This is a genomic window from Pseudomonas sp. 2725 (assembly GCF_050434585.1).
Lineage (GTDB): Bacteria > Pseudomonadota > Gammaproteobacteria > Pseudomonadales > Pseudomonadaceae > Aquipseudomonas > Aquipseudomonas jessenii.
Genome location: NZ_JBNDIV010000006.1, coordinates 215,871 through 239,177 on the forward strand (window position 1 = coordinate 215,871; position 23,307 = coordinate 239,177).

At 60.5% G+C, this 23,307-nt stretch carries 24 protein-coding genes; 9 read left to right on the forward strand and 15 right to left on the reverse strand.

The window, feature by feature from the left end:
- Nucleotides 1–36: 36 nt before the first annotated feature.
- Both ubiA and ABIE16_RS18710 read right to left on the reverse strand, forming a co-directional pair.
- A complete protein-coding gene (ubiA, locus tag ABIE16_RS18705) occupies nucleotides 37–927 on the reverse strand; it encodes a 4-hydroxybenzoate octaprenyltransferase (protein ID WP_057712729.1) in 891 nt (296 codons plus the stop codon).
- Nucleotides 927–1,490 (reverse strand): chorismate--pyruvate lyase family protein, encoded by a 564-nt coding sequence (locus ABIE16_RS18710; protein ID WP_057712730.1) that lies wholly within the window; start codon nucleotides 1,488–1,490, stop codon nucleotides 927–929. The genes ubiA and ABIE16_RS18710 overlap by 1 nt, the downstream gene beginning before the upstream one ends.
- A gap of 199 nt (nucleotides 1,491–1,689) precedes the next feature.
- Here ABIE16_RS18710 and ABIE16_RS18715 point away from each other — a divergent pair, with 199 nt between their 5' ends.
- The 4 genes from ABIE16_RS18715 to ABIE16_RS18730 all read left to right on the forward strand — a co-directional run bounded on the left by ABIE16_RS18715 (nucleotide 1,690) and on the right by ABIE16_RS18730 (nucleotide 5,019).
- The gene (locus ABIE16_RS18715) at nucleotides 1,690–1,860 is read left to right on the forward strand and encodes a rubredoxin (RefSeq protein ID WP_007995385.1); all 171 of its coding nucleotides are present in this window, start codon (nucleotides 1,690–1,692) and stop codon (nucleotides 1,858–1,860) included.
- A gap of 18 nt (nucleotides 1,861–1,878) precedes the next feature.
- On the forward strand, nucleotides 1,879–3,027 hold the full coding sequence (locus ABIE16_RS18720) for an NAD(P)/FAD-dependent oxidoreductase (RefSeq protein WP_008045504.1): 1,149 nt from the start codon (nucleotides 1,879–1,881) through the stop codon (nucleotides 3,025–3,027).
- A gap of 194 nt (nucleotides 3,028–3,221) precedes the next feature.
- Complete coding sequence (locus ABIE16_RS18725; protein WP_003195589.1) at nucleotides 3,222–3,497, forward strand: HU family DNA-binding protein; 276 nt, start codon at nucleotides 3,222–3,224, stop codon at nucleotides 3,495–3,497.
- A gap of 1,150 nt (nucleotides 3,498–4,647) precedes the next feature.
- Complete coding sequence (locus tag ABIE16_RS18730) at nucleotides 4,648–5,019, forward strand: hypothetical protein (protein WP_057395891.1); 372 nt, start codon at nucleotides 4,648–4,650, stop codon at nucleotides 5,017–5,019.
- A 140-nt stretch (nucleotides 5,020–5,159) separates the two neighbouring features.
- Here ABIE16_RS18730 and ABIE16_RS18735 read toward each other — a convergent pair whose 3' ends face one another.
- The 6 genes from ABIE16_RS18735 to exbB form a co-directional block, all read right to left on the reverse strand.
- Entirely contained in the window at nucleotides 5,160–6,563 is a 1,404-nt protein-coding gene (locus ABIE16_RS18735) for an aminoacyl-tRNA deacylase and HDOD domain-containing protein (protein WP_218494612.1), read from the reverse strand.
- A gap of 78 nt (nucleotides 6,564–6,641) precedes the next feature.
- A complete protein-coding gene (gene recG / locus ABIE16_RS18740; protein WP_429521717.1) occupies nucleotides 6,642–8,717 on the reverse strand; it encodes an ATP-dependent DNA helicase RecG in 2,076 nt (691 codons plus the stop codon).
- A 9-nt stretch (nucleotides 8,718–8,726) separates the two neighbouring features.
- Nucleotides 8,727–9,656: a hydrogen peroxide-inducible genes activator gene (locus tag ABIE16_RS18745; RefSeq protein ID WP_008047093.1), complete on the reverse strand. Its 930-nt coding sequence runs from the start codon at nucleotides 9,654–9,656 to the stop codon at nucleotides 8,727–8,729.
- Nucleotides 9,657–9,939: 283 nt separating this feature from the next.
- Nucleotides 9,940–10,689 carry an energy transducer TonB family protein gene (locus tag ABIE16_RS18750; RefSeq protein ID WP_015097375.1) on the reverse strand — a complete coding sequence of 250 codons (750 nt, stop codon included), beginning with the start codon at nucleotides 10,687–10,689 and terminating at the stop codon, nucleotides 9,940–9,942.
- Nucleotides 10,686–11,114, reverse strand: a complete 429-nt coding sequence (gene exbD, locus ABIE16_RS18755; protein WP_007989589.1) for a TonB system transport protein ExbD — start codon at nucleotides 11,112–11,114, stop codon at nucleotides 10,686–10,688. The genes ABIE16_RS18750 and exbD overlap by 4 nt, the downstream gene beginning before the upstream one ends.
- A gap of 6 nt (nucleotides 11,115–11,120) precedes the next feature.
- Nucleotides 11,121–12,098 carry a tonB-system energizer ExbB gene (gene exbB / locus ABIE16_RS18760; RefSeq protein ID WP_429521718.1) on the reverse strand — a complete coding sequence of 326 codons (978 nt, stop codon included), beginning with the start codon at nucleotides 12,096–12,098 and terminating at the stop codon, nucleotides 11,121–11,123.
- Between the two features lie 188 nt (nucleotides 12,099–12,286).
- Here exbB and ABIE16_RS18765 point away from each other — a divergent pair, with 188 nt between their 5' ends.
- Entirely contained in the window at nucleotides 12,287–13,144 is an 858-nt protein-coding gene (locus ABIE16_RS18765) for an SDR family oxidoreductase (protein ID WP_150812725.1), read from the forward strand.
- Between the two features lie 138 nt (nucleotides 13,145–13,282).
- On the opposite strand, the gene ABIE16_RS18770 is transcribed toward ABIE16_RS18765, so the two are convergent.
- From ABIE16_RS18770 to ABIE16_RS18795, 6 genes are all read right to left on the reverse strand, one after another.
- Complete coding sequence (locus ABIE16_RS18770; protein WP_057712738.1) at nucleotides 13,283–14,023, reverse strand: hypothetical protein; 741 nt, start codon at nucleotides 14,021–14,023, stop codon at nucleotides 13,283–13,285.
- Nucleotides 14,024–14,090: 67 nt separating this feature from the next.
- Nucleotides 14,091–14,471: a RidA family protein gene (locus tag ABIE16_RS18775; protein WP_003229509.1), complete on the reverse strand. Its 381-nt coding sequence runs from the start codon at nucleotides 14,469–14,471 to the stop codon at nucleotides 14,091–14,093.
- 24 nt (nucleotides 14,472–14,495) lie between these two features.
- The gene (gene spoT / locus ABIE16_RS18780; protein ID WP_008047084.1) at nucleotides 14,496–16,601 is read right to left on the reverse strand and encodes a bifunctional GTP diphosphokinase/guanosine-3',5'-bis pyrophosphate 3'-pyrophosphohydrolase; all 2,106 of its coding nucleotides are present in this window, start codon (nucleotides 16,599–16,601) and stop codon (nucleotides 14,496–14,498) included.
- A gap of 57 nt (nucleotides 16,602–16,658) precedes the next feature.
- The gene (rpoZ, locus tag ABIE16_RS18785; protein ID WP_007921129.1) at nucleotides 16,659–16,922 is read right to left on the reverse strand and encodes a DNA-directed RNA polymerase subunit omega; all 264 of its coding nucleotides are present in this window, start codon (nucleotides 16,920–16,922) and stop codon (nucleotides 16,659–16,661) included.
- 167 nt (nucleotides 16,923–17,089) lie between these two features.
- Nucleotides 17,090–17,710, reverse strand: a complete 621-nt coding sequence (gene gmk / locus ABIE16_RS18790) for a guanylate kinase (RefSeq protein WP_046038947.1) — start codon at nucleotides 17,708–17,710, stop codon at nucleotides 17,090–17,092.
- Between the two features lie 12 nt (nucleotides 17,711–17,722).
- Nucleotides 17,723–18,586 carry a YicC/YloC family endoribonuclease gene (locus ABIE16_RS18795; RefSeq protein ID WP_349735826.1) on the reverse strand — a complete coding sequence of 288 codons (864 nt, stop codon included), beginning with the start codon at nucleotides 18,584–18,586 and terminating at the stop codon, nucleotides 17,723–17,725.
- 267 nt (nucleotides 18,587–18,853) lie between these two features.
- Here ABIE16_RS18795 and rph point away from each other — a divergent pair, with 267 nt between their 5' ends.
- The 3 genes from rph to gltS all read left to right on the forward strand — a co-directional run bounded on the left by rph (nucleotide 18,854) and on the right by gltS (nucleotide 21,575).
- Nucleotides 18,854–19,576: a ribonuclease PH gene (rph, locus tag ABIE16_RS18800; protein ID WP_007989575.1), complete on the forward strand. Its 723-nt coding sequence runs from the start codon at nucleotides 18,854–18,856 to the stop codon at nucleotides 19,574–19,576.
- Between the two features lie 28 nt (nucleotides 19,577–19,604).
- Nucleotides 19,605–19,973 carry a DUF4870 domain-containing protein gene (locus ABIE16_RS18805; protein WP_057712740.1) on the forward strand — a complete coding sequence of 123 codons (369 nt, stop codon included), beginning with the start codon at nucleotides 19,605–19,607 and terminating at the stop codon, nucleotides 19,971–19,973.
- Nucleotides 19,974–20,366: 393 nt separating this feature from the next.
- A complete protein-coding gene (gene gltS, locus ABIE16_RS18810) occupies nucleotides 20,367–21,575 on the forward strand; it encodes a sodium/glutamate symporter (protein ID WP_340312799.1) in 1,209 nt (402 codons plus the stop codon).
- A gap of 107 nt (nucleotides 21,576–21,682) precedes the next feature.
- Here the strand turns inward: gltS and ABIE16_RS18815 are convergent, their stop codons facing one another.
- Complete coding sequence (locus ABIE16_RS18815) at nucleotides 21,683–22,462, reverse strand: exodeoxyribonuclease III (protein ID WP_003229491.1); 780 nt, start codon at nucleotides 22,460–22,462, stop codon at nucleotides 21,683–21,685.
- A gap of 81 nt (nucleotides 22,463–22,543) precedes the next feature.
- Here ABIE16_RS18815 and pyrE point away from each other — a divergent pair, with 81 nt between their 5' ends.
- On the forward strand, nucleotides 22,544–23,188 hold the full coding sequence (gene pyrE / locus ABIE16_RS18820; protein WP_095057652.1) for an orotate phosphoribosyltransferase: 645 nt from the start codon (nucleotides 22,544–22,546) through the stop codon (nucleotides 23,186–23,188).
- Nucleotides 23,189–23,307: the final 119 nt, after the last annotated feature.

Consider the following 23,307-nt stretch of genomic DNA (forward strand, 5'->3'; position numbering starts at 1 on the left):
ATCGCGAGCGGGCTCGCCCCTACACACGATATGGCGTCAACGCACCGCGTAATCCAAAACAATCCCCACAAAAATTGCCAACCCTGCCCAATGGTTGTGTAAAAACGCCTTGAAGCAACGCATGCGGTCCCTGTCGCGGGTGTACCAGAACTCCCAGGCAAAGCAGCCCGCCGCCGCCAGTAATCCAAGGTGGAACCAGCCACCGAGGTCGAACTTCGAACCCGCGAGCAACAGGCAACCCAGCGCCAGCCCTTGCAGGGTCAGGATGATCGCCCGGTCCGCGTCGCCGAACAGAATCGCCGTGGATTTCACGCCGATCTTCAGATCGTCATCGCGGTCGGTCATCGCGTAATACGTGTCGTAACCCACGGTCCACATCAGGTTGGCGATCCACAGCAGCCAAGCGACAGCCGGCAGTTCACCGGTTTCTGCGGTGAACGCCATCGGCATCCCCCACGAAAATGCAGCGCCCAGCACCACTTGCGGGTAATAGGTGTAGCGCTTCATGAACGGGTAACTGAACGCCAGTGCCAGGCCGCCCAACGACAGCCAAATGGTCGCGGCATTGGTGCACAGCACCAGCAGGAAACTCACGCCCATCAGCAGCGCGAAGAATACCAGTGCCTCTTTGGAGCTGATCTTGCCGCTCACCAGCGGCCGCTGCTCGGTACGCTTCACATGACCATCGACCTTGCGGTCCGCCCAGTCGTTGATCACGCAGCCGCCAGCGCGAGTCAGCACCACGCCAAGGACGAAAATCACAATATTGGCCAGGGAGGGCGAACCCTTGCCGGCAATCCACAGCGCCCACAGCGTTGGCCAGAGCAGCAGGTAAATGCCGATCGGCTTGTCCATGCGGGTCAGCTGAATGAAATCCCAGGCCCGAGGGTTCAAGCGGTTCAAGGACTTGAGCAGGCTTTGGTACATCAACGGTTCTCCGATTGGGCGCAGGCGGCGTCCCACAGGGAAGGCAGGAAAATTTCGGCCACCAAAACGCTCAAGGCACCGCGGTCGAAGCGCGAGCGGCGGCCCCACAGTCCAGGCGATTGCACCTCGGCGGGCAGCCACGCTTGCGGATAATGGCAAACCTCGATGGCCCGGCGCTGGAAGGCCTGATCGCAAAACAGCAATTCGCCCAGCGAGCGGCTGCCCAGTTCGTCCATGTGCAAGCCGTCGCCTTGCAATGCACTGCGTGACGCCACGCTGCGCGCAAACACCCACGCCTGGCCATGACCACGCAAATACACCTCGCGGACCCAGCCCTCACTGCCATCGGCCAGGTCCAGTGCTGCGCATTCGTCGGCACGCAGGGGCTGCCAGCCTTCGAACATCGGCGAGACGCTGAAGGCGTCATTCGACAGATGAATCAGACGTCTGGTCAGCGAGCCTTCGTCGAACAGCCAGTCGAGGGTGGAGGCATCGGGGAGGGGCGCCAGTTCGCTGCGCGAGAGCCAGAGAGGAGCTGGAGAGGGGGATTCTGTGTGATGCACAATGAGTCATTATTGGCAGCAAATGAGGCGGCGAGCTTAACATGTCAGCCGCCGATATCGATTGAAATGGCCTGCCGTTGCGCCGAACAGGCTTGCATCCGATGGCTCCGATCAGTACAAAACGCGCTGAGTTGGACGGCAGTGCTACAACCATCGACCGTCCGGCCGGCAAAACGCCTGAACCCTGAGGAAGTACCTGATGAAAAAGTGGCAATGTATCGTCTGCGGCCTGATCTACAACGAAGCCGACGGTTGGCCGGATGACGGCATTGCGCCGGGCACCCGTTGGGAAGACGTCCCGGCAGATTGGCTGTGCCCGGACTGCGGTGTGGGCAAAATGGATTTTGAAATGATCGAAATCGCTGCCTGAATAATTGAGGAGTAAGGAATGAACGCACCTGTCGTAATCATTGGCACCGGCCTGGCTGGCTACAACGTGGCCCGCGAGTTTCGCAAACTCGATAGCGAAACCCCGCTGCTGCTGATTACCGCCGATGACGGGCGCTCCTACTCCAAGCCGATGCTCTCCACCGGCTTCGGCAAAAACAAGGATGCCGACGGCCTGAGCATGGCCGAACCCGGCGCCATGGCCGAACAGCTTAAGGCTGAAATACGCACCCACACGCGCATCAGCGGCATCGACCCGGGCCACAAGCGCTTGTGGATCGGTGAAGAAGCGGTGATCTACCGCGACCTGATCCTGGCCTGGGGCGCCGAAACCGTGCGTGTCCCCATTGAAGGCGACGCGGCAGACTGCGTGTTCCCGATCAACGACCTGGAAGACTACGCACGCTTCCGTGCGGCGGCAGCCGGCAAGCGCCGCGTGCTGCTGCTCGGCGCCGGCCTGATCGGCTGCGAGTTCGCCAACGACCTGACCTTGGGTGGCTACGAAGTGCAGCTGGTTGCGCCGTGCGAACAGGTCATGCCGACCCTTTTGCACCCGGCCGCCGCCGCTGCGGTGCAGGCAGGCCTCGAAAGCCTTGGCGCTCGCTTCCACCTCGGGCCGGTGCTCAACCGCCTGCAACGCGTGGCTGACGGCCTGGAAGCGCACCTGTCCGATGGCCAGGTGATCCCGTGCGACGTGGTGGTCTCGGCCATTGGCCTGCGCCCGCGCGTCGACCTGGCGGCTGCGGCCGGTCTGCAGGTCAACCGCGGCATCATGGTCGACCGGCACCTGAAGACTTCCCACGCCAACATCTACGCCCTGGGCGACTGCGCCGAGGTCGACGGGCTGAACCTGCTGTACGTGATGCCCCTGATGAGCTGTGCGCGAGCGCTGGCGCAAACCCTGGCCGGCAACCCGACCGCCGTCACCTATGGCCCGATGCCGATCACCGTCAAGACCCCGGTTTGCCCGTTGGTGGTGTCCCCGCCGCCACGGGGCGCAGAGGGCATCTGGACAGTCGAAGGGCAGGGCGCCGACATCAAGGTTTTATGCCGCGATGCCGCGGGCAAGCTGCTCGGTTACGCCCTCACCGGTGCCGCCGTGATGGAAAAACTGGCCCTGAACAAAGAGCTTCCGGCCCTGTTGGCATAAATACCGGTCGTTCTGTCGGAATCACCCCCCTTTTGCCCTAACAATGGCCGCGCCGATACTGGCGCGGGGCCTCACTGCGTGCCATCCTCACTCCCGTCTGCCGCAGAGTAGAGCATCTGCGGCGCTTTGGGCGCTGCTCCGTAGAGAGCAGCACGGACATAACAACAACAAACCGTCAAAGGGGCTTCACTCACATGCGTAAACCAGACCTCGCTGCAGCCATTGCTGAAAAAGCAGACCTCACCAAAGAACAAGCCAACCGCGTTCTCAACGCCGTTCTTGAAGAAATCACCGGTGCCCTGCACCGCAAAGACAGCGTGACGCTGGTGGGCTTCGGCACCTTCCTGCAACGCCATCGCGGTGCCCGCACCGGCAAAAACCCGCAAACCGGTGAACCCGTCAAAATCAAGGCCAGCAACACCGTTGCTTTCAAGCCTGGGAAATCGTTGAAAGACAGCGTTAATCCGTAATCCGTTTTCACCTCCCGCGTAGCGGGGGAGTGGAATAAAAAATGGGCACGCCAACCAGGGTTGGGTGCCCATTTTTTGTGGGTGACGAATCAGCCGAGCCCGCTTTGTTGCTTGGCGAGAATCGCCGCCATTTCCGGCTCATCCAGATGATCCTGTGGAGGGTGCCCGGTTCATGGAGGGCTCGGCATTTCGAAGGAAATGTCTGAGAAGGTTGAGGGGATTAAGGGCGAAGTCGCACTTTCCTTAAACACCCATCGCTGGGAATCAAATCGAGTTCGACCGTCATGCTCCGTATTCTTGTTCGACAATGAACTTCACACTGCTGCAGTGATATAAACAGGCAGCAAACGGCCCGGAGCGGACCTGAAACCCCGGGCGTGTGTGGATTCCGTCTGGTTCGCAGACAGGTCTGCTAGCATCCAGTTTTTTGTCTATTTCTGAGCTACCAGCATGCTACGGATCGCCGCCTGTTCCCTCCTGCTCACAATGACTTCTCAATCGGTTTTGGCCGAACAGGTTTTCCAGTGTGGTGAAGCCACAGTCACTATGAGCGTCGACACGACCCTGCCATTACGATCGACTGAAGGCGCTGACGTCATACTGCGTGTAGAGCGAGGTCCGCGTTCGACACTTCTACGGTACAGCAACGTCGATTTCATTGGAGGCACGTGTGACACAGACGCGAGCAGCGCCCCACGAATCGTTTACCAAGCGGTATGCAGCGGTAGCGGTTGTTTCGATTTAACAAACTGGGGTGTTATCGATCCAGAGAGCTTGCAGGCGTTGCTCGTGCCTGCGGATGATAGTCTGGAACCTGCCACCCGCCTGCTCGGCCATCAGCCGGCGCTCAAGGGCGCAAGGATGAATGTGCGCGAAGAAGCACATCGACTAGGATTGCCGACACCGTAATGGCCGTTCAGCATGTCCGCTATGGTCATTTGCTGCCCTGCGTGGCAGGCAGCAATCGGCCAATTTCTGCCGGTAGAAGCATCCTGCCGGGAGTGACGGCATCACTCTATTTGTTCCGTGACTTGGTAGTCATCAGCGTCAAAAATAACATCATCTCCCGCTAACGATACACAATAGTGGCGTTCTCGTTCGAAGCCGTTAAACTGCCCCAGCCGTTCATTTTCCTTCTGAGGCTGTGCGCATGAAATTTCGTTTTCTGCTGTGGATGCTGGGTTTGTTGATGGGTAAGGCCAGCCGGACCAATCCGGCGTTTCAGCAGCAGTTGGGTGACAAGGACCTGGTGTTTCAGCTGCAGACCCTGGACGGGAAAGTGGCGCGGCATTTCCGCGTGAAGGACCAGCGCATCACCAGTCAATCGGGTGTGCATGCCGAGCCTGCGTTTGCGATTGCCTTTAAAGACGCTGCGTATGGCTTTGCCACGATGCAGGCGAAGAACAAGCAGCTGGCGTTCATGACGGGGATCCAGGACAAGTCGATTCAGATCAAGGGCAACCCGGCGCTGGTGATCTGGTTCCAGGGGCTGACGAAGTATTTGAAGCCGAAGAAGGTGTAGGAGCGAGCTTGCTCGCGAGAAACTCAAGGCCCCCGCGGTTATCCAGGATGCACGCGTCATCGTTGACGACTTTCGCGAGCAAGCTCGCTCCTACAAGGTTTTGGTGATCCTTGTGGGAGCGAGCTTGCTCGCGATGCTTTTCAGCCTTGAGTGAATTGCGAAGCCAGTTCGCGCAGCAGCACTTCGGCCTCGAGGACTTTGCTGACCACATCTTCGGCCTTGGCGCGGCTCAGGCCTAGGCGTTCGAGCAGGGCGTCGGGGATGTCTTCGTCGGGACCGGAGCCGATGTTACGGCTGCGCAGCAGGCGCACGGCCAGGCAGACCAGGTTCGGGTACTCGGCGTAGGCGCCGTCGTAGGCTGGGTCGTGCTGGAAGCGCAGCGCTGTGGACAGTTCTTCGGGCATGTCCCAGTGGCGCATCAGCCATGCGCCGATCTGTTCGCGGCTGATGCCCAGCAGGTGTTGCTCGATGTAGCTGTGGCACAGGTGCGGGTTGACCTCCAGGTGACGGCAGATCAGCGAGAAGTGCGGCGGGAACACATGGGCCAGCAGCAGGTAGCCGAAGTTGTGCAGCAGGCCGGCGAGGTAGGTCAGGCCGGCTTCCGGACGCTGGGCGCGCGGCATGGCGCGGGTCAGGCCTTCGATGACGGCGGCGGTGTAGATCGATTGCTGCCAGTACGGGGTGGAGTGTTGCGGGTGGTCCTTGGGCAGGCTCAGGGTTTTGCCCAGGGCCAGGCCCAGCGCCAGGTTGATCACCAGGTCGAAGCCCAGCACGCGCACGATGGCGTCTTCAACGGAGCGGATCTTTCCCGGCGACGCGTAGTAGGGCGATGCCGCCCAGCTCACCACTTGTGCGGCCAGCGCCGGGTCGGTTTCGACCACGCCGGTGATGTCGTCGATGGTGGCGTTGGGGTCGACGCGCAGCTTGATGATTTTTTGCGCGGTTTCGGCCAGCGGCGGAATTTCGATGGTCGCTTCCAGACGCTGCTGGATACGCCGTGCGGTGAACGCCTGGACGGCCTGGGTGATTTCCTCGCGGTCGTCATCGGGGCGGTCGAGGTTGGGACGGATGCTGGTCAGGTTTTCGCCGAAGTTGGCGGCGCTGGCCTTGGTCAGCATGGTCGCCTTGAAGTCTTCACTGGTGATTTCCAGCAGCACGCCCGGCTCACCGGAGTTGATCAGCAACTTCGGCTCGCGCAGCAGGCTTTCGTCATACAGGCACGGTGAACTGGTCAGCGCCGGCAAGCCCGGCAGCAAGCTGAGATTGTGCTTGCCGAGCATTTTTGTCAGGCGTTCGGTGGGTACGGCGGCGAGGCGGCGACCGGTGAGCTCGGTCAGGCGATTGAGGTCCAGCAATTGGCTCTGCGGGAACAGCACCATCAATACGCCAATGCTGTCATCCAGGAGAACAGCCTGCACTTTGCGCGCGGCATTGAGACCGTGACGGTCCAGCACTTCTTCGTAGGCAATGCCCAGCTTGCCCAGCATCAGCCGAATAACCGACGGAGCGTGCGGGGTGTCGGGTGCGAAGGCAACGTCGGTCATGGTCTGTATCCGGACTTAAACAATTGCAGGAGTATAACCAGCTTGCTTGGGGCCACGCCTCAGAAACCGTGACGGTTGTCACACTTGGCCGTATTGTTGGCCATGACGCAGCCATCGATCGAGTAGCGGGCTGACGTGGGTCGGCCAGCGCTCGAGCAATGCCTGGGCGGCATCCCGCACGGCGGGCAGCAAATCGGAATCGCGCATCAGGTCGGCGACCTTGAACTGAAGTAAACCTGTCTGCCGGGTGCCGAGCATTTCGCCGGGGCCGCGCAGTTCCAGATCCTTTTCGGCGATGACGAAACCATCGTTGGTTTCACGCATGATGCCCAGGCGCTGACGGCCGATCTGCGACAGCGGCGGATGGTAGAGCAGCACGCAATGGCTGACGGCGCTGCCCCGGCCGACGCGGCCGCGCAACTGGTGCAATTGCGCCAGGCCCAGGCGTTCAGGGTTCTCGATGATCATCAGGCTGGCGTTGGGCACGTCCACGCCGACTTCGATCACCGTGGTCGCGACTAGCAATTGCAGGTTGCCGGCCTTGAATTCGGCCATCACCGCGGCTTTTTCCGCAGGCTTCATGCGGCCGTGGATCAGCCCGACCTTCAGTTCGCCGAGGGCGGCGGTGAGGTCCTCAAAAGTGGTTTCGGCGGCCTGGCAGGTCAGCTCTTCCGACTCCTCGATCAGTGTGCACACCCAATAGGCCTGACGCCCTTCGGCGCAAGCGCTGCGCACTCGCTCGATGACTTCGACCCGCCGGGTGTCGGTGATCAGCACGGTGTTGACCGGGGTTCGGCCGGGGGGCAGTTCGTCGAGGATCGAGGTGTCGAGGTCGGCGTAGGCACTCATGGCCAGCGTGCGCGGAATCGGCGTGGCGGTCATGATCAGCTGATGCGGGCACATGCGCCCGCCGACGCCTTTCTGCCGCAGGGCCAGACGCTGCTGTACGCCGAAACGGTGCTGTTCGTCGATGATCACCAGTGCCAGGTTCTTGAATTGCACTTCGTCCTGGAACAGCGCGTGGGTGCCGACCACCATCGGCGTGCCGCTGGCGATTTGCTCCAGTGCGGCGACGCGGTTCTTGCCCTTGAGCTTGCCGGCCAGCCACGCAACTTCGATGCCCAGCGGTTCGAGCCAGCGCTTGAAGGTGATGAAGTGCTGCTCGGCGAGAATCTCGGTGGGCGCCATCAGCGCGACCTGATAACCGGCCTCCAGCGCTTGCAGTGCGGCAAGGGCGGCGACCACGGTTTTGCCGGCGCCGACATCGCCCTGGATCAGCCGTAGCATCGGTTCGTGCTGGCTGAGGTCATAGGCGATTTCGTTGCCGACCCGCTGCTGGGCACCGGTCGGGCTGAAGCCGAGGTTGGCCAGGTATTTGGCCGGCAGCTTGGTCGCTTTGGGCATCGCGGGCGCGCGCAGGGCGCGCATGCTTTCACGAAGGCGCTGTTGCGACAGTTGATGGGTCAGCAGTTCTTCGAAAGCCAGACGGTGCTGCGCCCAGTGGTGACCGAGAGCCAGTTCATCGACGTCGGCATCGGCGGGCGGGTTGTGCAGGTAGCGGATCGCATCGGCCAGCGGTGCCAGTTGGTAGTCGCGGGCCAGTTCGCTCGGCAGCCAGTCGGGCAGGCTGCTGGGGCCGAGCAGGGTGAGGGTCTGCATGCACAACTGGCGCAAGCGCTGTTGGGTCAGGCCCTCGGTGAGCGGGTAGACCGGGGTCAGGGTTTCATCCACCGGCGGCGGTTCGTCGCCGGTGATGGCGCGGTATTCCGGGTGGTAGATCTCCAGCCCCGAAGCACCGGGCCGCGCTTCGCCGTAGCAGCGAATCCGCGTGCCGCGTTTGAGGCCTTCCTTTTGCGCGTTGCTGAAATGGTAGAAGCGCAGGCTCAAGCCCCCGGTGCCATCCTGCAACCGGACTACCAGGCTGCGCCGACGCCCCATGACCACATCGGCACCGCTGACAGTGCCTTCGATGACCGCATCCTGACCGGGCCGCAGCGCGCCGATCGGCACCACGCGAGTGCGGTCCTGATAACGCAGGGGCAGGTGAAACAACACGTCCTGGAGGTTTTCCAGGCCGACCTTGGCCAGTTTCTCGGCCATGGCTTCACCGACACCCTTGAGTGCCGTCACCGACACTTGCGACAACTCGCTCATGACCGTTGCTTAGCCCGCAGCGACTTGCGCCGCTGGCTTGGCCACCGAGCACAGGCGAATGGAGTCAGCGAGGATTTCAATCGCTTTCGGGCGCGGGAAGCTGGCGCGCCAGGCAATGGCCACGGTGCGGAACGGTACGGGTGCCGACAACGGACGCACCTCGATCACGCCGGGGGCGTAGTGATGGCTGTCGACCGCCGACAACGGCAGGATCGAAATCCCGAGACCCGAGGCGACCATGTGGCGAATGGTTTCCAGGGAGCTGGATTCCACCGTGGTGTGCTTGGCGCCGTCGTTGCCTTTGGTCAGGGTCGGGCAGGCTTCCAATACCTGATCGCGGAAGCAGTGGCCTTCGCCGAGCAGCAACAGGCTCTTGTCATTGAGCAGGCTGGCGTCGATGGACTCCTTTTGTGTCCACGGGTGCTGCGCCGGCATCAGCACGTAGAACGGCTCGTCGTAGAGCTGCAGGGTCAGCACGTCGGCTTCATTGAACGGCAGGGCGATGATGATCGCGTCGAGCTCGCCGTTGCGCAGTTTGTCGCGCAGCACGTGGGTGAAGTTTTCTTCGATGTACAACGGCATCTGCGGGGCGACCCGGTGCAGTTGTGGAATCAGGTGCGGAAACAGGTACGGCCCGACGGTGTAGATCGCGCCGACTTTGAGTGGGGCGGTCAGCTGGTTCTTGCCGGCCTGGGCCAGTTCGCGGATGCCTTGGGCTTGTTCCAATACCTTTTGGGCTTGGGCCACGATGCCTTCGCCGACCGGCGTCAGGCGCACGGCGCTTTTGCTGCGCTCGAAAATCAGCACACCGAGTTCGTCTTCAAGCTTTTTCACACCCACCGACAGGGTCGGCTGGCTGACGTGGCAACGCTCGGCCGCGTGGCCGAAGTGCTGCTCTTGGGCGAGGGTAACGATGTAGCGTAATTCTGTGAGGGTCATAGCAAGCGTCCATGTAGTTGCGGGCCAAGCATACCGGCTGCAATCGATAGACGCACGTTATCAGACTGAGACTGTCGCGTGACACCGGGTTATACCGGTTTGCCGCTGGCAGATATGCAAAAGGCACCTTTCGGTGCCTTTTGGGCTTGGAGCGCGAGCTTCCTGCTGGCAGAAATCTCTGTGGGAGCGAGCTTGCTCGCGATGAGGGCCCAGCATTCGACATCTGCGTTGAATGTTAGACCGCTATCGCGAGCAAGCTCGCTCCCACAGGGGCAGTACTGTTTTAACGGCGGCGTTTTTCCAGCGAATAAACAAACGGTGCAACGATTTCGATGGAGCCATTGGTCAGCATGTCGGCCGGTGGCTTGGGCAGCGGTTGGGCGCGGCGGATCATTTCCAGAGTGGCCCGGTCCAGATCGGCAGTGCCCGAGGCGCCTACCAGCTCAAACGACAACACATTGCCTTCGGCATCCACGACGAAACGCAGACGGTTCATGCCTTCCTTGCCCCGCGCCTGGGCACTTGCAGGATACTTTTTGTACTTCTGCAGGTGTGCCAACAGCGTGCCTTGCCAACTGGCCTTGGCTGCCAATTGAGCAGGCGATGGGCCCGGCGCAGGCTGGGCGGATTTCTCCGTTGGTGCCTGAGTCTGTTGCGTTTCGGCAGGCTTTTCCTCGGCCGGTTTTTCCTTCGGCGGTTCGGGTTTTTTCTCTACCGGCTTGGGTGGCTGCGGCTTCGGCTTGGGTTTGACCGGCTTGGGCACGGCAATTTCAGCTTTCGGCGCTTCAGCGAGCTTGGGTATCGGCAGTTCTTCAACCGGAGCCGGTGGCTGCGGCGGGGTGACGACCTTCGGCGGAGCAGGCGGTGGCGGGGCAGGAACCGGTGCCAGTTCGACCATCATTGCCTGAGGGGGCAATTCGATGGGCGGACGGGCGGACCAGTTCAACGCCAGCGCGATGGCCAGCGCGTGAACGCCCAGCACCACGGCCAGGCTACCGCTGTAACGCGTCAGCTTATGGCGCGTCGTGATCATTTCTTGGCTGCCGTCTCGAGTCCGACCAGACCTACCTTCAGGTAACCGGCGGAACGCAGGTTGTCCATCACGCTCATCAGATCGCCGTAATCCACGCCTTTGTCGGCCTGGAAGAAGATTGTCGTGTCTTTCTTGCCCTGGGTCTTGGCGTCGAGGGTGGCGCCGAGTGCTTCGGCCTTCACTTCGTCTTCACCAAGGAACAGGCGCTGGTCAGCCTTGACACTGAGGAACACCGGTTTCTCTGGCCGCGGAGCCGGCTTGGCGGTTGAGGCGGGCAGGTCGACCTTGATGTCCACGGTGGCCAGCGGGGCCGCCACCATGAAAATGATCAACAGCACCAACATCACGTCAATGAACGGCGTAACGTTGATTTCGTGGTTTTCGGACAGATCGTCGTCTGCCCCTTCTTTCAAATGCAGGCCCATGGCCGATTACCCCACTTTCACCATGTGCGGTTGCGAGCTGCGCTCAGGCTGGTGGTCGAGGTCGCGGCTGACCAACAGCAGGACCTGTGCCGACGCATCGGACACCTGAGCCTTGTAACCGGCGATGGAGCGGGCAAAGACGTTGTAGATCACGACCGCAGGGATAGCTGCAACCAGGCCCAGCGCGGTAGCCAGCAGGGCTTCGGCGATACCGGGGGCGACGACGGCGAGGTTGGTGGTCTGGGTCTTGGCGATGCCGATGAAGCTGTTCATGATGCCCCACACGGTACCGAACAGGCCGACGAACGGCGCGGTGGAACCGATGGTGGCCAGCACGCCGGTGCCGCTGCTCATGTTGCGACCGCAGGCCGCGACCAGGCGCTCAAGACGGAAGCTGACGCGTTCCTTGATGCCTTCTTTCTCACGGCTATTGACCGACAGGCGCATCTCTTCAAGGGCGTCATGTACCAGCAGGTTGGCCAGTGTGCCTTCCTTCGCCGCGGTGGCGCTGGCTTCCTTGAGGGAGGCGGATTTTTTCAGTTGGGCGATTTCACCGCGCAGACGACGCTTGGCGCCCATCAGCTCAAGGCCCTTGGCGATCCAGATGGTCCAGGTGATGATCGAGGCGATGGCCAGGCCGATCATCACGATTTTCACGATGATGTCGGCGTTCTTGTACATGCCCCACGGCGACAGGTCGTGGGCCATGCCCAGGGTGTTGTCGGCTTCGAGGACTTCAGGGACGTCTTCACCCAACGCTTCTGTCGGTGCGGCCTGGGCAGGATCGGTCGCGATCGGAGCAACGGCCGGGGCGGCGTGATCGGCCGGAGCGGGCGCGGTGGCGGTGGCGGCTGGTGTGGCTGGTGCCTGGGCATCGGCGAAAGCGGCGACTGGCGCGAGCATCAGGCTGAAGAACAGGGCGGCCACCGCGCTCCAGGCGCGAGGTCGTTTGGTTGGCGAAGCGGAGAATTGATTGCGTGTCATGCTGGCCGGACCTGAGAGAAAAAACGGGTGATGTTCTTCCAGGCCTCGAAGGCCGAGAACAAAAGTGGGGAGGCATTATTGCAAGTAATTCTTGTTAACAGAAGTAATAGCGTCTCTTTTTTTCCTGCATTACTAGCCGCCTGTCTGTTGCCGGCGCTAGTCTGTGGCTTTCCGATGGGAGTTTTCTGATGTCTGCGCCTACTGTTTTGATCGCCGGCTGCGGTGATGTCGGCAGCCGCCTGGCCACACAATTGCTGGCGGCGGGATGGGAGGTCCATGGTCTGCGACGCGACGTTTCACGCCTGCCCAAGGGCGTCATCGGCGTGGCCGGTGACCTGTTCAACAAAGACTGCCCGGACACTTGGCCAATCGGCGCCGTGGATTACCTGGTGTATTGCGCGGCGGCCACCGATCACGACGAAGCCGGTTACCGCGCTGCGTATGTTCAGGGTCTGGAGCATGTGCTGGAGTGGCTGGACGACTACGGGCAGATGCCCAATCGCCTGTTGTTCGTTTCCAGCAGCAGTGTCTACGGTCAGCAGAATGGCGAATGGGTCGACGAGGCTTCACCGGCCGTGGCAGCGGGCTACTCCGGACGTGTGATGCTCGAAGCCGAGCAACTTGCCCTCAAGAGCGGCATTCCGGCCAGTATCGTGCGCCTGACCGGCATTTACGGTCCCGGCCGTGAATGGCTGCTGACCCAGGTGCGCCGGGGTTATCGCGTGGCGGTCGAGCCACCGTTGTATGCCAATCGGATTCATGCCGACGATGCCGCAGGGTTGATCGCGTGCCTGCTTGAGGCGGATCGGCGAGGCGTGGCGCTGGATGATGTCTACATCGGCGTCGATGACGCGCCGGCAGCGCTGGCCGATGTGGTGGGCTGGTTGCGCGAATATCTGGGTGTGACCGAATGGGCCGATGACGACAGCGTGCGTCGCACTGGCAGCAAGCGCTGCAGCAATGCGCGGGCCAAAGCGTTGGGCTGGACGCCGAAGTATCCGAGTTTTCGCGAGGGGTATGCGGCGATCATTGAAGGGCGCTGCTGACTTCCAGGCACCGTAAACACCTGTGGGAGCGAGCTTGCTCGCGATGGCGGCATAACAGTCAACGATAATGTTGGATGTTATGGCCTCATCGCGAGCAAGCTCGCTCCCACAGTGTTTCGTGGTGCTTTCAAGGGACGCTTATTGCTTCTCCAGCAACCACTTGCGATCACCCGGCGTGTATTGAGGCATCTCGTCCGCCTGCGCCGTGTTCACGGTCTGGAAAATCTCCAGCTCTTTGCCCTTGCGCGCAAAGATCCAGGCGTTGCCCTGGCCATTGAGTTGCAGCCACATGTTGTCATTGCCGCCGCTCATGGATGCGCAATCGCCGGCCAGGCACAGCGCATAACGGTCGCTGCCCGGCAGGCCGGTCACCTGGCCGTCGGCCTGGAATTGAACTGTGTTGCCTTCGCCCGGGCCGTTGACGATTGTCCAGCCGCCGCCCATGTAGGCTGAATACAGGGCGCGTTCGAAGGTGGCACCCATCGGTGCGCCATCCGGTACCTGGATCTGTACGCGGTCGAAGACTTGCTCAGGCTCATTGTCGCTGGCGGACTGGCTCAGTTGCTTGCCGTCACGCTTCAGTTCACTGGCCGAGCTGCCATAAAAGTCGACTTTCCAGGCGCCGGACTCTTCACCCAGCAGCTTGCCATCGACATTTTCAAAACCGTTGGTGTAGCGGGCCTGACCGGCCTTGGTGTTGATGTCCCATTCCAGGTTCGGGCCATAGGCCTGGAGCGCTTCACGCAGGGGGACGCCTTTGGCGGCAGCATCGATCGCCACCTGGTTGATCCAGGTGCCGCTGATGTCGCGGTCGGCAGGGTTGCTGGCACATCCGCCCAGGAACAGGGCAAGCAGCGAGAGAACAAGCGCGTTGCGCATGGTGGAATCCTTTCAAGCTTTCTTTACAGCAGAGCAGTCGGCGCAGCCCGAGGCTGCGCCGTACGCATTACTCGATGACCAGGATGGCATCCATTTCGACCTGCGAACCCTTTGGCAGGGCGGCTACGCCGATGGCGGCGCGTGCAGGGTAAGGCTGGTCGAAGTACTTGCCCATGATCTCGTTGACCTTGGCGAAGTGGCTCAGGTCGGTGAGGAAGATGTTCAGCTTGACGATGTCCTTGAACGAACCGCCGGCAGCTTCAGCCACGGCCTTGAGGTTCTCGAATACCTGGACGGTCTGGGCTTCGAAGCCTTCAACCAGTTCCATGGTTTTTGGGTCCAGGGGAATCTGACCCGACATGTAAACGGTGTTGCCAGCCTTGATCGCCTGGGAGTAAGTACCGATGGCGGCCGGGGCCTTGTCGCTGGTGATAACAGTCTTGGTCATGTAGGACTCCTTGTAATTAGGGGCTTAGGCGCGCATGCGGGTGATGCGAATCACCCCGGTCAAGGCGCGCAGTTTCTTGATCACGCGGGCCAGGTGCACGCGGTCGTGCACGCTGACCACCAACTGGACCACGCTGATGCGACCATCGCGTTCATCCATGCTGATTTTCTCGATGTTGCCGTCGGCGGCGTTGACGCTGCTGGCCAGCAGGGCGATCAGGCCGCGCTGGTGCTCCAGCTCGACGCGCAGCTCGACGTTGAATTCGCCGGTGACATCCTTGGCCCACGAGAGCTGGATGCATTTTTCCGGGTTGTGGCGGATTTCGCTGATATTGCGGCAGTTGTCCAGGTGCACGACCATGCCCTTGCCGGCGGACAGGTGGCCGACAATCGGGTCGCCCGGGATCGGGGTGCAACACTTGGCGTAGCTGAGCACCAGGCCTTCGGTGCCGCGAATCGCCAGCGGGCCTTCAGGGCTTGGCAACTGTTCGCCTTCGCCCAGCAACCGGCGGGCCACTACATAGGCCATGCGATTGCCCAGGCCGATATCTTCCAGCAGGTCTTCGATCAGTTCCAGGCGGTACTCGACCAGCATGGCCTTGACGCGCTCGGCCGGGATTTTCTCCAGCGAGCTGTCGAAGCCGTTGAGGACCTTGTTCAGCAGGCGCTCGCCGAGGCTGATGGATTCGGAGCGGCGTTGCAGCTTCAGTGCGTGGCGTATGTGCGTGCGCGCCTTGCCGGTGACCACGAAGTTGAGCCAGGCCGGGTTCGGCCGTGCGCCGGGAGCGCTGACGATCTCGACCGTGGAGCCGCTTTGCAGCGGTTCGGACAGCGGCGCGAGTCGACGGTTGATCCGGCAGGCGATGCAGCTGTTGCCGACGTCGGTGTGCACCGCATAAGCGAAGTCGACCGCCGTGGAGCCCTTGGGCAGCTCCATGATCCGGCCTTTGGGCGTGAACACGTAGACCTCGTCCGGGAACAGGTCGATCTTCACGCTTTCGATGAATTCCAGCGAGTTGCCGGCGCGTTGCTGCATTTCCAGCACGCCCTTGACCCACTGGCGGGCGCGGGCATGGGTGCCTTTTGGCTGCTCGTCGCCGCTGGATTTGTACAGCCAATGGGCGGCGATGCCGTTGTTGGCCATCTCTTCCATTTCACGGGTTCGGATCTGGATCTCGATCGGAACACCGTGCATGCCGAACAGCGTGGTGTGCAGTGACTGATAGCCGTTGGCCTTGGGGATCGCGATGTAATCCTTGAAGCGCCCCGGCAGCGGTTTATACAAGTTATGTACAGCACCCAGCACGCGGTAGCAGGTATCGACCTTGTCGACGATGATCCGGAACGCGTAGACGTCCATGATCTCGTTGAAGGCCCGACGCTTGCCGCGCATTTTCTTGTAGATGCCGTAGAGGTGTTTCTGGCGACCGCTGACCTCGCCCTGGATGCCATCGATGGCCAGGCAGTGGCTTAAGGATTCTTCGATCTTGTTGACGATTTCCTTGCGGTTGCCCCGGGCGCGTTTGACGGCCTGGTAGATCCGCGCGGAACGCATCGGGTGCATGGCCTTGAAACCGAGGTCTTCGAACTCTATGCGGATGGCGTGCATGCCCAGCCGGTTGGCGATGGGCGCATAGATTTCCAGGGTTTCCTTGGCGATGCGCCGGCGTTTTTCGCCGGACAGCACTTCCAGCGTGCGCATGTTGTGCAGGCGGTCGGCCAGCTTGACCAGGATCACGCGAATGTCGCGGGCCATGGCCATGGCCATTTTCTGGAAGTTTTCGGCTTGGGCCTCGGCCTTGGTCTCGAAATTCATCTGGGTCAGTTTGCTGACCCCGTCGACGAGTTCGGCCACGGTTTCGCCGAACTGCGCTTGCAGCGCTTCCTTGGCAATACCGGTGTCTTCGATCACGTCATGCAGCATCGCGGCCATCAGGCTCTGATGGTCCATGTGCATGTCGGCAAGAATATTCGCAACCGCGAGTGGGTGCGTGACGTACGCCTCGCCGCTACGGCGGCGTTGGCCGTCGTGGGCTTGTTCGGCGTAGAAATACGCCCGGCGGACCAGGTTGACCTGGTCCTTGCCGAGGTAGGTCGATAAGCGATCGGCGAGGGCGTCTATGCTCGGCATGATGTCTCCTGCCGTAAGCTTTTATCCCGCGCCGTGCTACGTCGACCAGGCATAGGCTTAGACGGCCTCGTTGGACTCGTCCTCGAATGCAGCAAAAAGCGGTTCATCTTCAACGATTTCGGCTTCGGCGATAGCTGCGTAGTCGATCAGGCCTTCAGCGATTTCGCGCAGGGCAACGACGGTAGGCTTGTCGTTTTCCCATGCTACTTTCGGCTCTTTGCCGCCGGTGGCCAGTTGACGGGCACGCTTGGTAGAGAGCATGACCAGCTCAAAGCGGTTATCCACGTGTTCTAGGCAGTCTTCAACGGTTACGCGGGCCATGGTCTTCCTCGTAGCAAATGCAATATGCGCGCTGCCCGGATGGGCGAGCGGACTCGACAGTTTAAAAAATCACCAGCGTTTAGGGAAGCGCTGATTTTTTGACCAAGCCCTTCAACGCGCTGCAAGTACCAATGTAAAGCCCTTGCAGCGGTTTTGGGAAGAGCTGATTAACCGAGCAATTCAGCCAGCAATTTGCCGTGACGCTGTTGCTGACGCTTTTGAATCAGCTGATTGGCGCGGAAAATCGCCTTCAGGTCGTGCAGCGCGTGGGCGAAATCGTCGTTGATGATCAGGTAGTCGTAGTCGACGTAGTGGCTCATTTCGCTGACGGCTTCACGCATCCGGCCGTCGATGACTTCGTCACTGTCCTGGCCGCGATTGGTCAGGCGCTGGTGCAGGGCCTGCAATGACGGCGGCAGAATGAAGATCGAGCGGGCCTGAGGCATCAGCTTGCGCACTTGCTCGGCACCTTGCCAGTCGATTTCCAGAATCAGGTCGTGGCCTTCGTCCAGGGTTTGCTGCAGGTGGCTTTGCGAGGTGCCGTAGAGGTTGCCGAACACTTCGGCGCGCTCGAGGAAGTCCCCGTGCTCGATCATCTTCACGAACTCGCTGCGGTCGACGAAGTGATAGTTCACGCCATTCACTTCACCGGGGCGCATGGCGCGGGTGGTGTGGGAGACCGAGACGCGGATCTCCGGATTTGCGTCGGTCAGAGCCTTGACCAGACTGCTCTTGCCCGCGCCCGAAGGAGCGGAAATGATGTACAGGGTGCCGGTGCTGTGTGTCATGTCGGGGTAGCCTTACTCAATATTCTGCACTTGTTCGCGCATCTGCTCGATCAACACCTTGAGGTTGACCGCAGCCTGGGTGCTGCGCGGGTCGAAGGCTTTGGAGCCCAGTGTATTGGCTTCGCGGTTGAGTTCCTGCATCAGGAAGTCCAGGCGCCGACCGGCGGCGCCGCCGGATTTGAGCACCCGGCGAACTTCGATGATGTGAGTGCTCAGGCGATCCAGTTCTTCGGCGACGTCACTTTTTTGCGCGAGCATGACCATTTCCTGCTCCAGGCGCTGCGGATCCATCTCGGCCTTCATGTCGGCGAAACGGTCGAGGACTTTCTGGCGCTGGGTGGCGAGCATTTGCGGGACCAGTTCGCGCAAGGTCACCACGTCTTCTTCGATGGCGCTCAGGCGCTCGCTGATCAGCCGCGCCAGCTCCGCGCCTTCGCGCTCGCGGCCGGCCTTCAGTTCCTTGAGGCCCTGATTGAACAGTGCCAGCGCTTCGGCGTTCAAGGCTTGCGGGTCGGTGGCGTCGCCTACCAGTACGCCGGGCCAGGCAAGGACTTCCAGCGGGTTCAGCGCTGCCGGGTTCTTGATCAGGCTGGCGATGGTCTCTGCGGCGGCGACCAGTTGCGCGGCGCGCTCCTGATCGATTTGCAGCGCTTTGCCGGTGTTTTCTTCGGTGAAGCGCAGGGTGCATTCAAGCTTGCCCCGCGATACACCCTGGCGCAGGGCTTCACGAACAGCGCCCTCGAGGTCGCGAAAGGACTCCGGCAGACGCAGGTGGGGTTCCAGGTAGCGGCTGTTGACCGAGCGCAGTTCCCAGCTCAGGGTGCCCTGGACGCCGGCTTTCTCGACGCGGGCGAAGGCGGTCATGCTGTGCACCATGGAGGTACCTCGCAAGGCAGATCGGCACAGAACCGAGGTTCCGGGAATCCGATATCAATGAATTAAAGCCGACTGGCAGCAAAGGCGCAGGATTGTAGCGCAGTGGCGCGGATGCGCCCAAACACACAGTGTGACAAAGAGCGGCAGGCCTGCACCGACGCGCGGTACAGAGCCCTCGGTCGTCGGCGGATTTTTTAGAAGTGCCCAGTGGCGGCCGTCGGCTCTATAATGCTTCGCAGTTTTCCGTCCCCAGTACAGGTACTCCCTATGATACGTCCAAGTGGTCGCGCTGCCGATCAGCTCCGCTCGATCCGCATCACCCGCAACTACACCAAGCACGCCGAGGGTTCTGTGCTGGTCGAGTTCGGTGATACCAAGGTCATCTGCACCGTCAGCGTTGAACCGGGCGTACCGCGTTTCCTGAAAGGCCAGGGCCAGGGTTGGTTGACTGCCGAGTACGGCATGCTGCCGCGTGCTACCGGCGAGCGTAACCAGCGTGAAGCCAGCCGTGGCAAGCAAGGCGGCCGCACCCTGGAAATCCAGCGTCTGATCGGTCGCTCCCTGCGCGCTGCGCTGGACATGTCCAAGCTGGGTGACGTCACCCTGTACGTCGACTGCGATGTGATTCAGGCCGATGGCGGCACCCGCACGGCTTCGATTACCGGTTCTATGGTTGCGCTGATCGATGCCTTGAAAGTGATCAAGAAGCGTGGCGGCCTGAAAGGCGGCGACCCGGTCAAGCAGATGATCGCTGCGGTTTCCGTGGGCATGTACAAGGGGGAGCCGGTGCTCGACCTCGATTACCTGGAAGACTCGGCCGCCGAGACTGACCTGAACGTGGTAATGACCAGCGCTGGCGGCTTCATCGAAGTCCAGGGCACTGCCGAAGGCGCGCCGTTCCAGCCTGAAGAGCTGAACGCCATGCTCGAGCTGGCCAAGAAAGGCATGAACGAGATCTTCGAACTGCAAAAGGCCGCCCTGGCCGACTGACCGGGCTGCTCCAGACAAGGAGGACACCATGAGTGACGAGCAACTGCCGCTGCCCACGCCGAGCCAAGAGGCGCGTCAGTGGGCCATGTTTTGCCACTTGTCCGCCTTGCTGGGGATCTGGATTCCGTTCGGTACGATCATCGGCCCGCTGATTCTCTGGCAGATCAAGCGCGAGATGGACCCGTTCATCGATGCCCAGGGCAAGGAAGCGCTGAACTTTCAGATAACCGTGGCGATCGCTTCGGCTATCTGCTTCTTGCTGATGCTGGTGATTATCGGGTTCTTCCTGTTTGGCCTGATCGCGATCGGTGCGCTGGTGCTAACGATCATTGCCGGGGTGAAGGCCAATGAAGGGCAGCCTTATCGGTATCCGTTCACATGGCGGTTGATCAAGTAAGCCAAGACACTGCTGTTGTTTGACGCACACTTCAGCGTAATTCAAAACAAATGCCCCGACATGTCGGGGCATTTGTTTTTTTGCAATCAGATTAATCTCTATTATTGCGTGCTTGGTCGCTCGCTATTCAAACTAAGTTAATTCGTGCGCATAATATTTTTTACACGTTTAGACACAAACTGCAAAGCTCAGTGCCGCTTGTATGCTTGGCAATTGGACTTGGCGGTTGATAAGGTTGCCCCGAGTAATATTTATCAAGAAATATTTCGATATATTCAGACCATTGACGGCTCCTGAATCTAATACCAATCAGTGTTGAGATCCATCAACCTGTTCAAGAGGCGTGTCCAGGTAAAAAGTTCGCCCCTGAATATATAAGCAAGAATATCCAGAATGCTTCAGCTCGATTTTTATGGAACATTAGTAGCAGCCTCTTTAGTACTTTTGCTGGGGCGCGGACTTGTCACGCGTGTCGGTTTTTTACGCGCCTACAATATCCCCGAACCTGTAGCGGGTGGCCTGGTGGTTGCCTTGGTTCTCCTGGCTTTGCGCGGCTTTGATGTTGAGGTCCGGTTCGACACTTCATTGCAGACACCCTTGATGTTGGCGTTTTTCGCCACCATTGGCTTGAGTGCAGATTTCGCCAGCCTGAAGAAGGGCGGGCGGGTGGTGGGTGTTTTCATACTGGCGGTCACCGGGCTTTTACTGGTCCAGAATGCCATGGGTATCGGTCTTGCGAGTCTCTTGGGGCTCGATCCCTTGATGGGCCTGCTGACAGGCTCGGTTACGTTGGCCGGCGGTCACGGTACGGGTGCTGCATGGGGGGCTACGTTCAGTGAGAAGTACGGTCTGGCATCTGCCTCCGAGCTTGCGATGGCTTCTGCGACGTTTGGATTGGTGCTGGGCGGATTGATCGGTGGGCCAGTTGCTCGCCACCTCATCAAGCGCGTACAAGTACCCGGCTGCGTTGATCAAGAAAAACCACGGGTGCCAAAAGGCTTTGAACAGCCAAACAAAGAGCGCTCGATCACACCCTTTTCGTTTATCGAGACGCTCGCGCTGATCGCCGTCAGCCTGCTGGCAGGTACTCTTCTGAGCGAGATGCTCCACGGAAGCGCATTCGAGTTGCCGACGTTCGTTTGTGTCTTGTTCGTGGGTGTACTTTTGCGAAACGGGCTTTCAGCGCTTGGCTTGTATCAAGTGTTTGAGCGTGAAGTCTCCGTGCTTGGGAATGTCAGCTTGTCGCTGTTTCTGGCAATTGCTCTCATGTCACTCAAGCTCTGGGATCTGGCCGCATTGGCTTTGCCGATCTTCATCATCCTGGCGGCGCAAACGCTGGTCATGGCGCTGTTTGCGATTTTCGTGACGTTCAGGGTCATGGGTAGTAACTACGATGCGGCTGTACTGGCGGCAGGACACTGCGGTTTTGGACTGGGGGCCACGCCAACTGCCATCGCTAACATGCAAGCGGTGACGCAGCGCTACGGGCCTTCGCAGATAGCGTTCCTGGTGGTGCCCATGGTGGGCGCTTTCTTCATCGACATCATTAATGTCATTGTGATCAAGTTGTATCTCGCTCTGCCGTTTTTCGCCGCGGCTTGAAGTTCTGGTCGATGGGAACCTCTGGATAGAGTGCATAAAAAAATGCCCGTATCTTGCGATACGGGCATTTTTTCGACCATCCGTCATACTGCTCAGTGAAAAATCACTTAGATCGTCAGCGTCCAGTCGTAGTCCACGATCAGCGGCGCGTGTTGCGAGAACCGCGGCTGGCGTGGCAGGCGTGCGCTGCGTACGAAGCGGCGCAGGCCAGGGGTCAGCAACTGATAGTCGAAGCGCCAACCGAGGTTGAGCATCTCCGCCTGTTCGTTGTCCGGCCACCAGCTGTACTGGTCACCTTCCCGGCTGACTTCCCGCAGGGCGTCGACATAACCCATGTTGCCGACAATCTCGTCCATCCAGGCACGTTCAGGTGCCAGGAAGCCCGGAGATTGCTGGCTGTCGCGCCAGTTCTTGATGTCGAGCTTCTGCTGCGCCACGTACAGCGAGCCACAATAAATGTACTCGCGGCGTTTGCGCCGCTGCTTGTCCAGGTACTTGCCGAAGTCGTCCATGAGCTTGAACTTCTGGTTCAAGTCCTCATCGCCGTTCATCCCCGAAGGAAGCAGCAAGGTGGCAATACTGACTTTGTCGAAATCTGCTTGCAGGTAGCGCCCGTAGCGGTCGGCCGTCTCGAAACCGAGACCGCTGATGACAGCCTTCGGTTGCAGCCGCGAATACAAAGCCACGCCGCCTTGGGCAGGGACTTCAGCATCGCAGGCATAAAGGAAGTAGCCATCCAGTTGGAAGGCTGGGTCATCCAGTTCAAAGGCGGAGGCACGGGTGTCCTGCAGGCAGATGACGTCGGCATTCTGTGCTTGCAGCCAACTGAGCAAACCACGCTCGACTGCAGCCTGAATACCATTGACGTTCACACTGATGATCCGCATAAATGGCCCCAAAAATCGCGTGCGTGTATGATACACGGCGTCAAGCTAATTAGCTAAATCCGTGGTATTTGGGGTTTTTTCATGCAAGCGTATCAGCGCGATTTCATCCGTTTTGCCATCGATCGCGGCGTTTTGCGCTTCGGTGAGTTCACCCTGAAGTCCGGGCGCACCAGTCCTTACTTCTTCAATGCCGGCCTGTTCAACTCGGGTTCGGCCCTGGCGCAGCTGGGTCGTTTCTACGCCGCCGCCATTGCCGAGAGCGGCATTTCGTTCGACGTGCTGTTTGGTCCGGCCTACAAGGGCATCCCTTTGGCGGCGACCACCGCCGTGGCCCTGGCAGAGCATCACAACCGTGACCTGCCATGGTGCTTCAACCGCAAGGAAGCCAAGGCCCACGGCGAAGGCGGCAGCCTGGTTGGCGCACCGCTGACCGGCGACGTTCTGATCATCGACGACGTGATCACCGCTGGCACCGCGATCCGAGAAGTGATGCAGATCATCGCCTCCCAGGACGGCGCCAAGGCGGCAGGCGTGCTGATCGCTCTGAACCGTCAGGAACGCGGCAACGGCGAGTTGTCGGCGATCCAGGAAGTCGAGCGTGACTTCGGCATCCCGGTGATCAGCATCGTTTCGCTGAACCAGGTGCTGGAATTCCTGGCGGACGATCCGCAGCTCAAGCAGCATCTGCCAGCTGTGGAAGCCTACCGCGCCCAGTTCGGCGTCTGACACACCGACCCTGTAGGAGCGAGCTTGCTCGCGAAAAACGTCAACGATAATGCGGAGTGCCTGGCAGCCCGCGTTGCTCTGGCGCCCATCGCGAGCAATCGAGCGTCGACCGGCTGCTC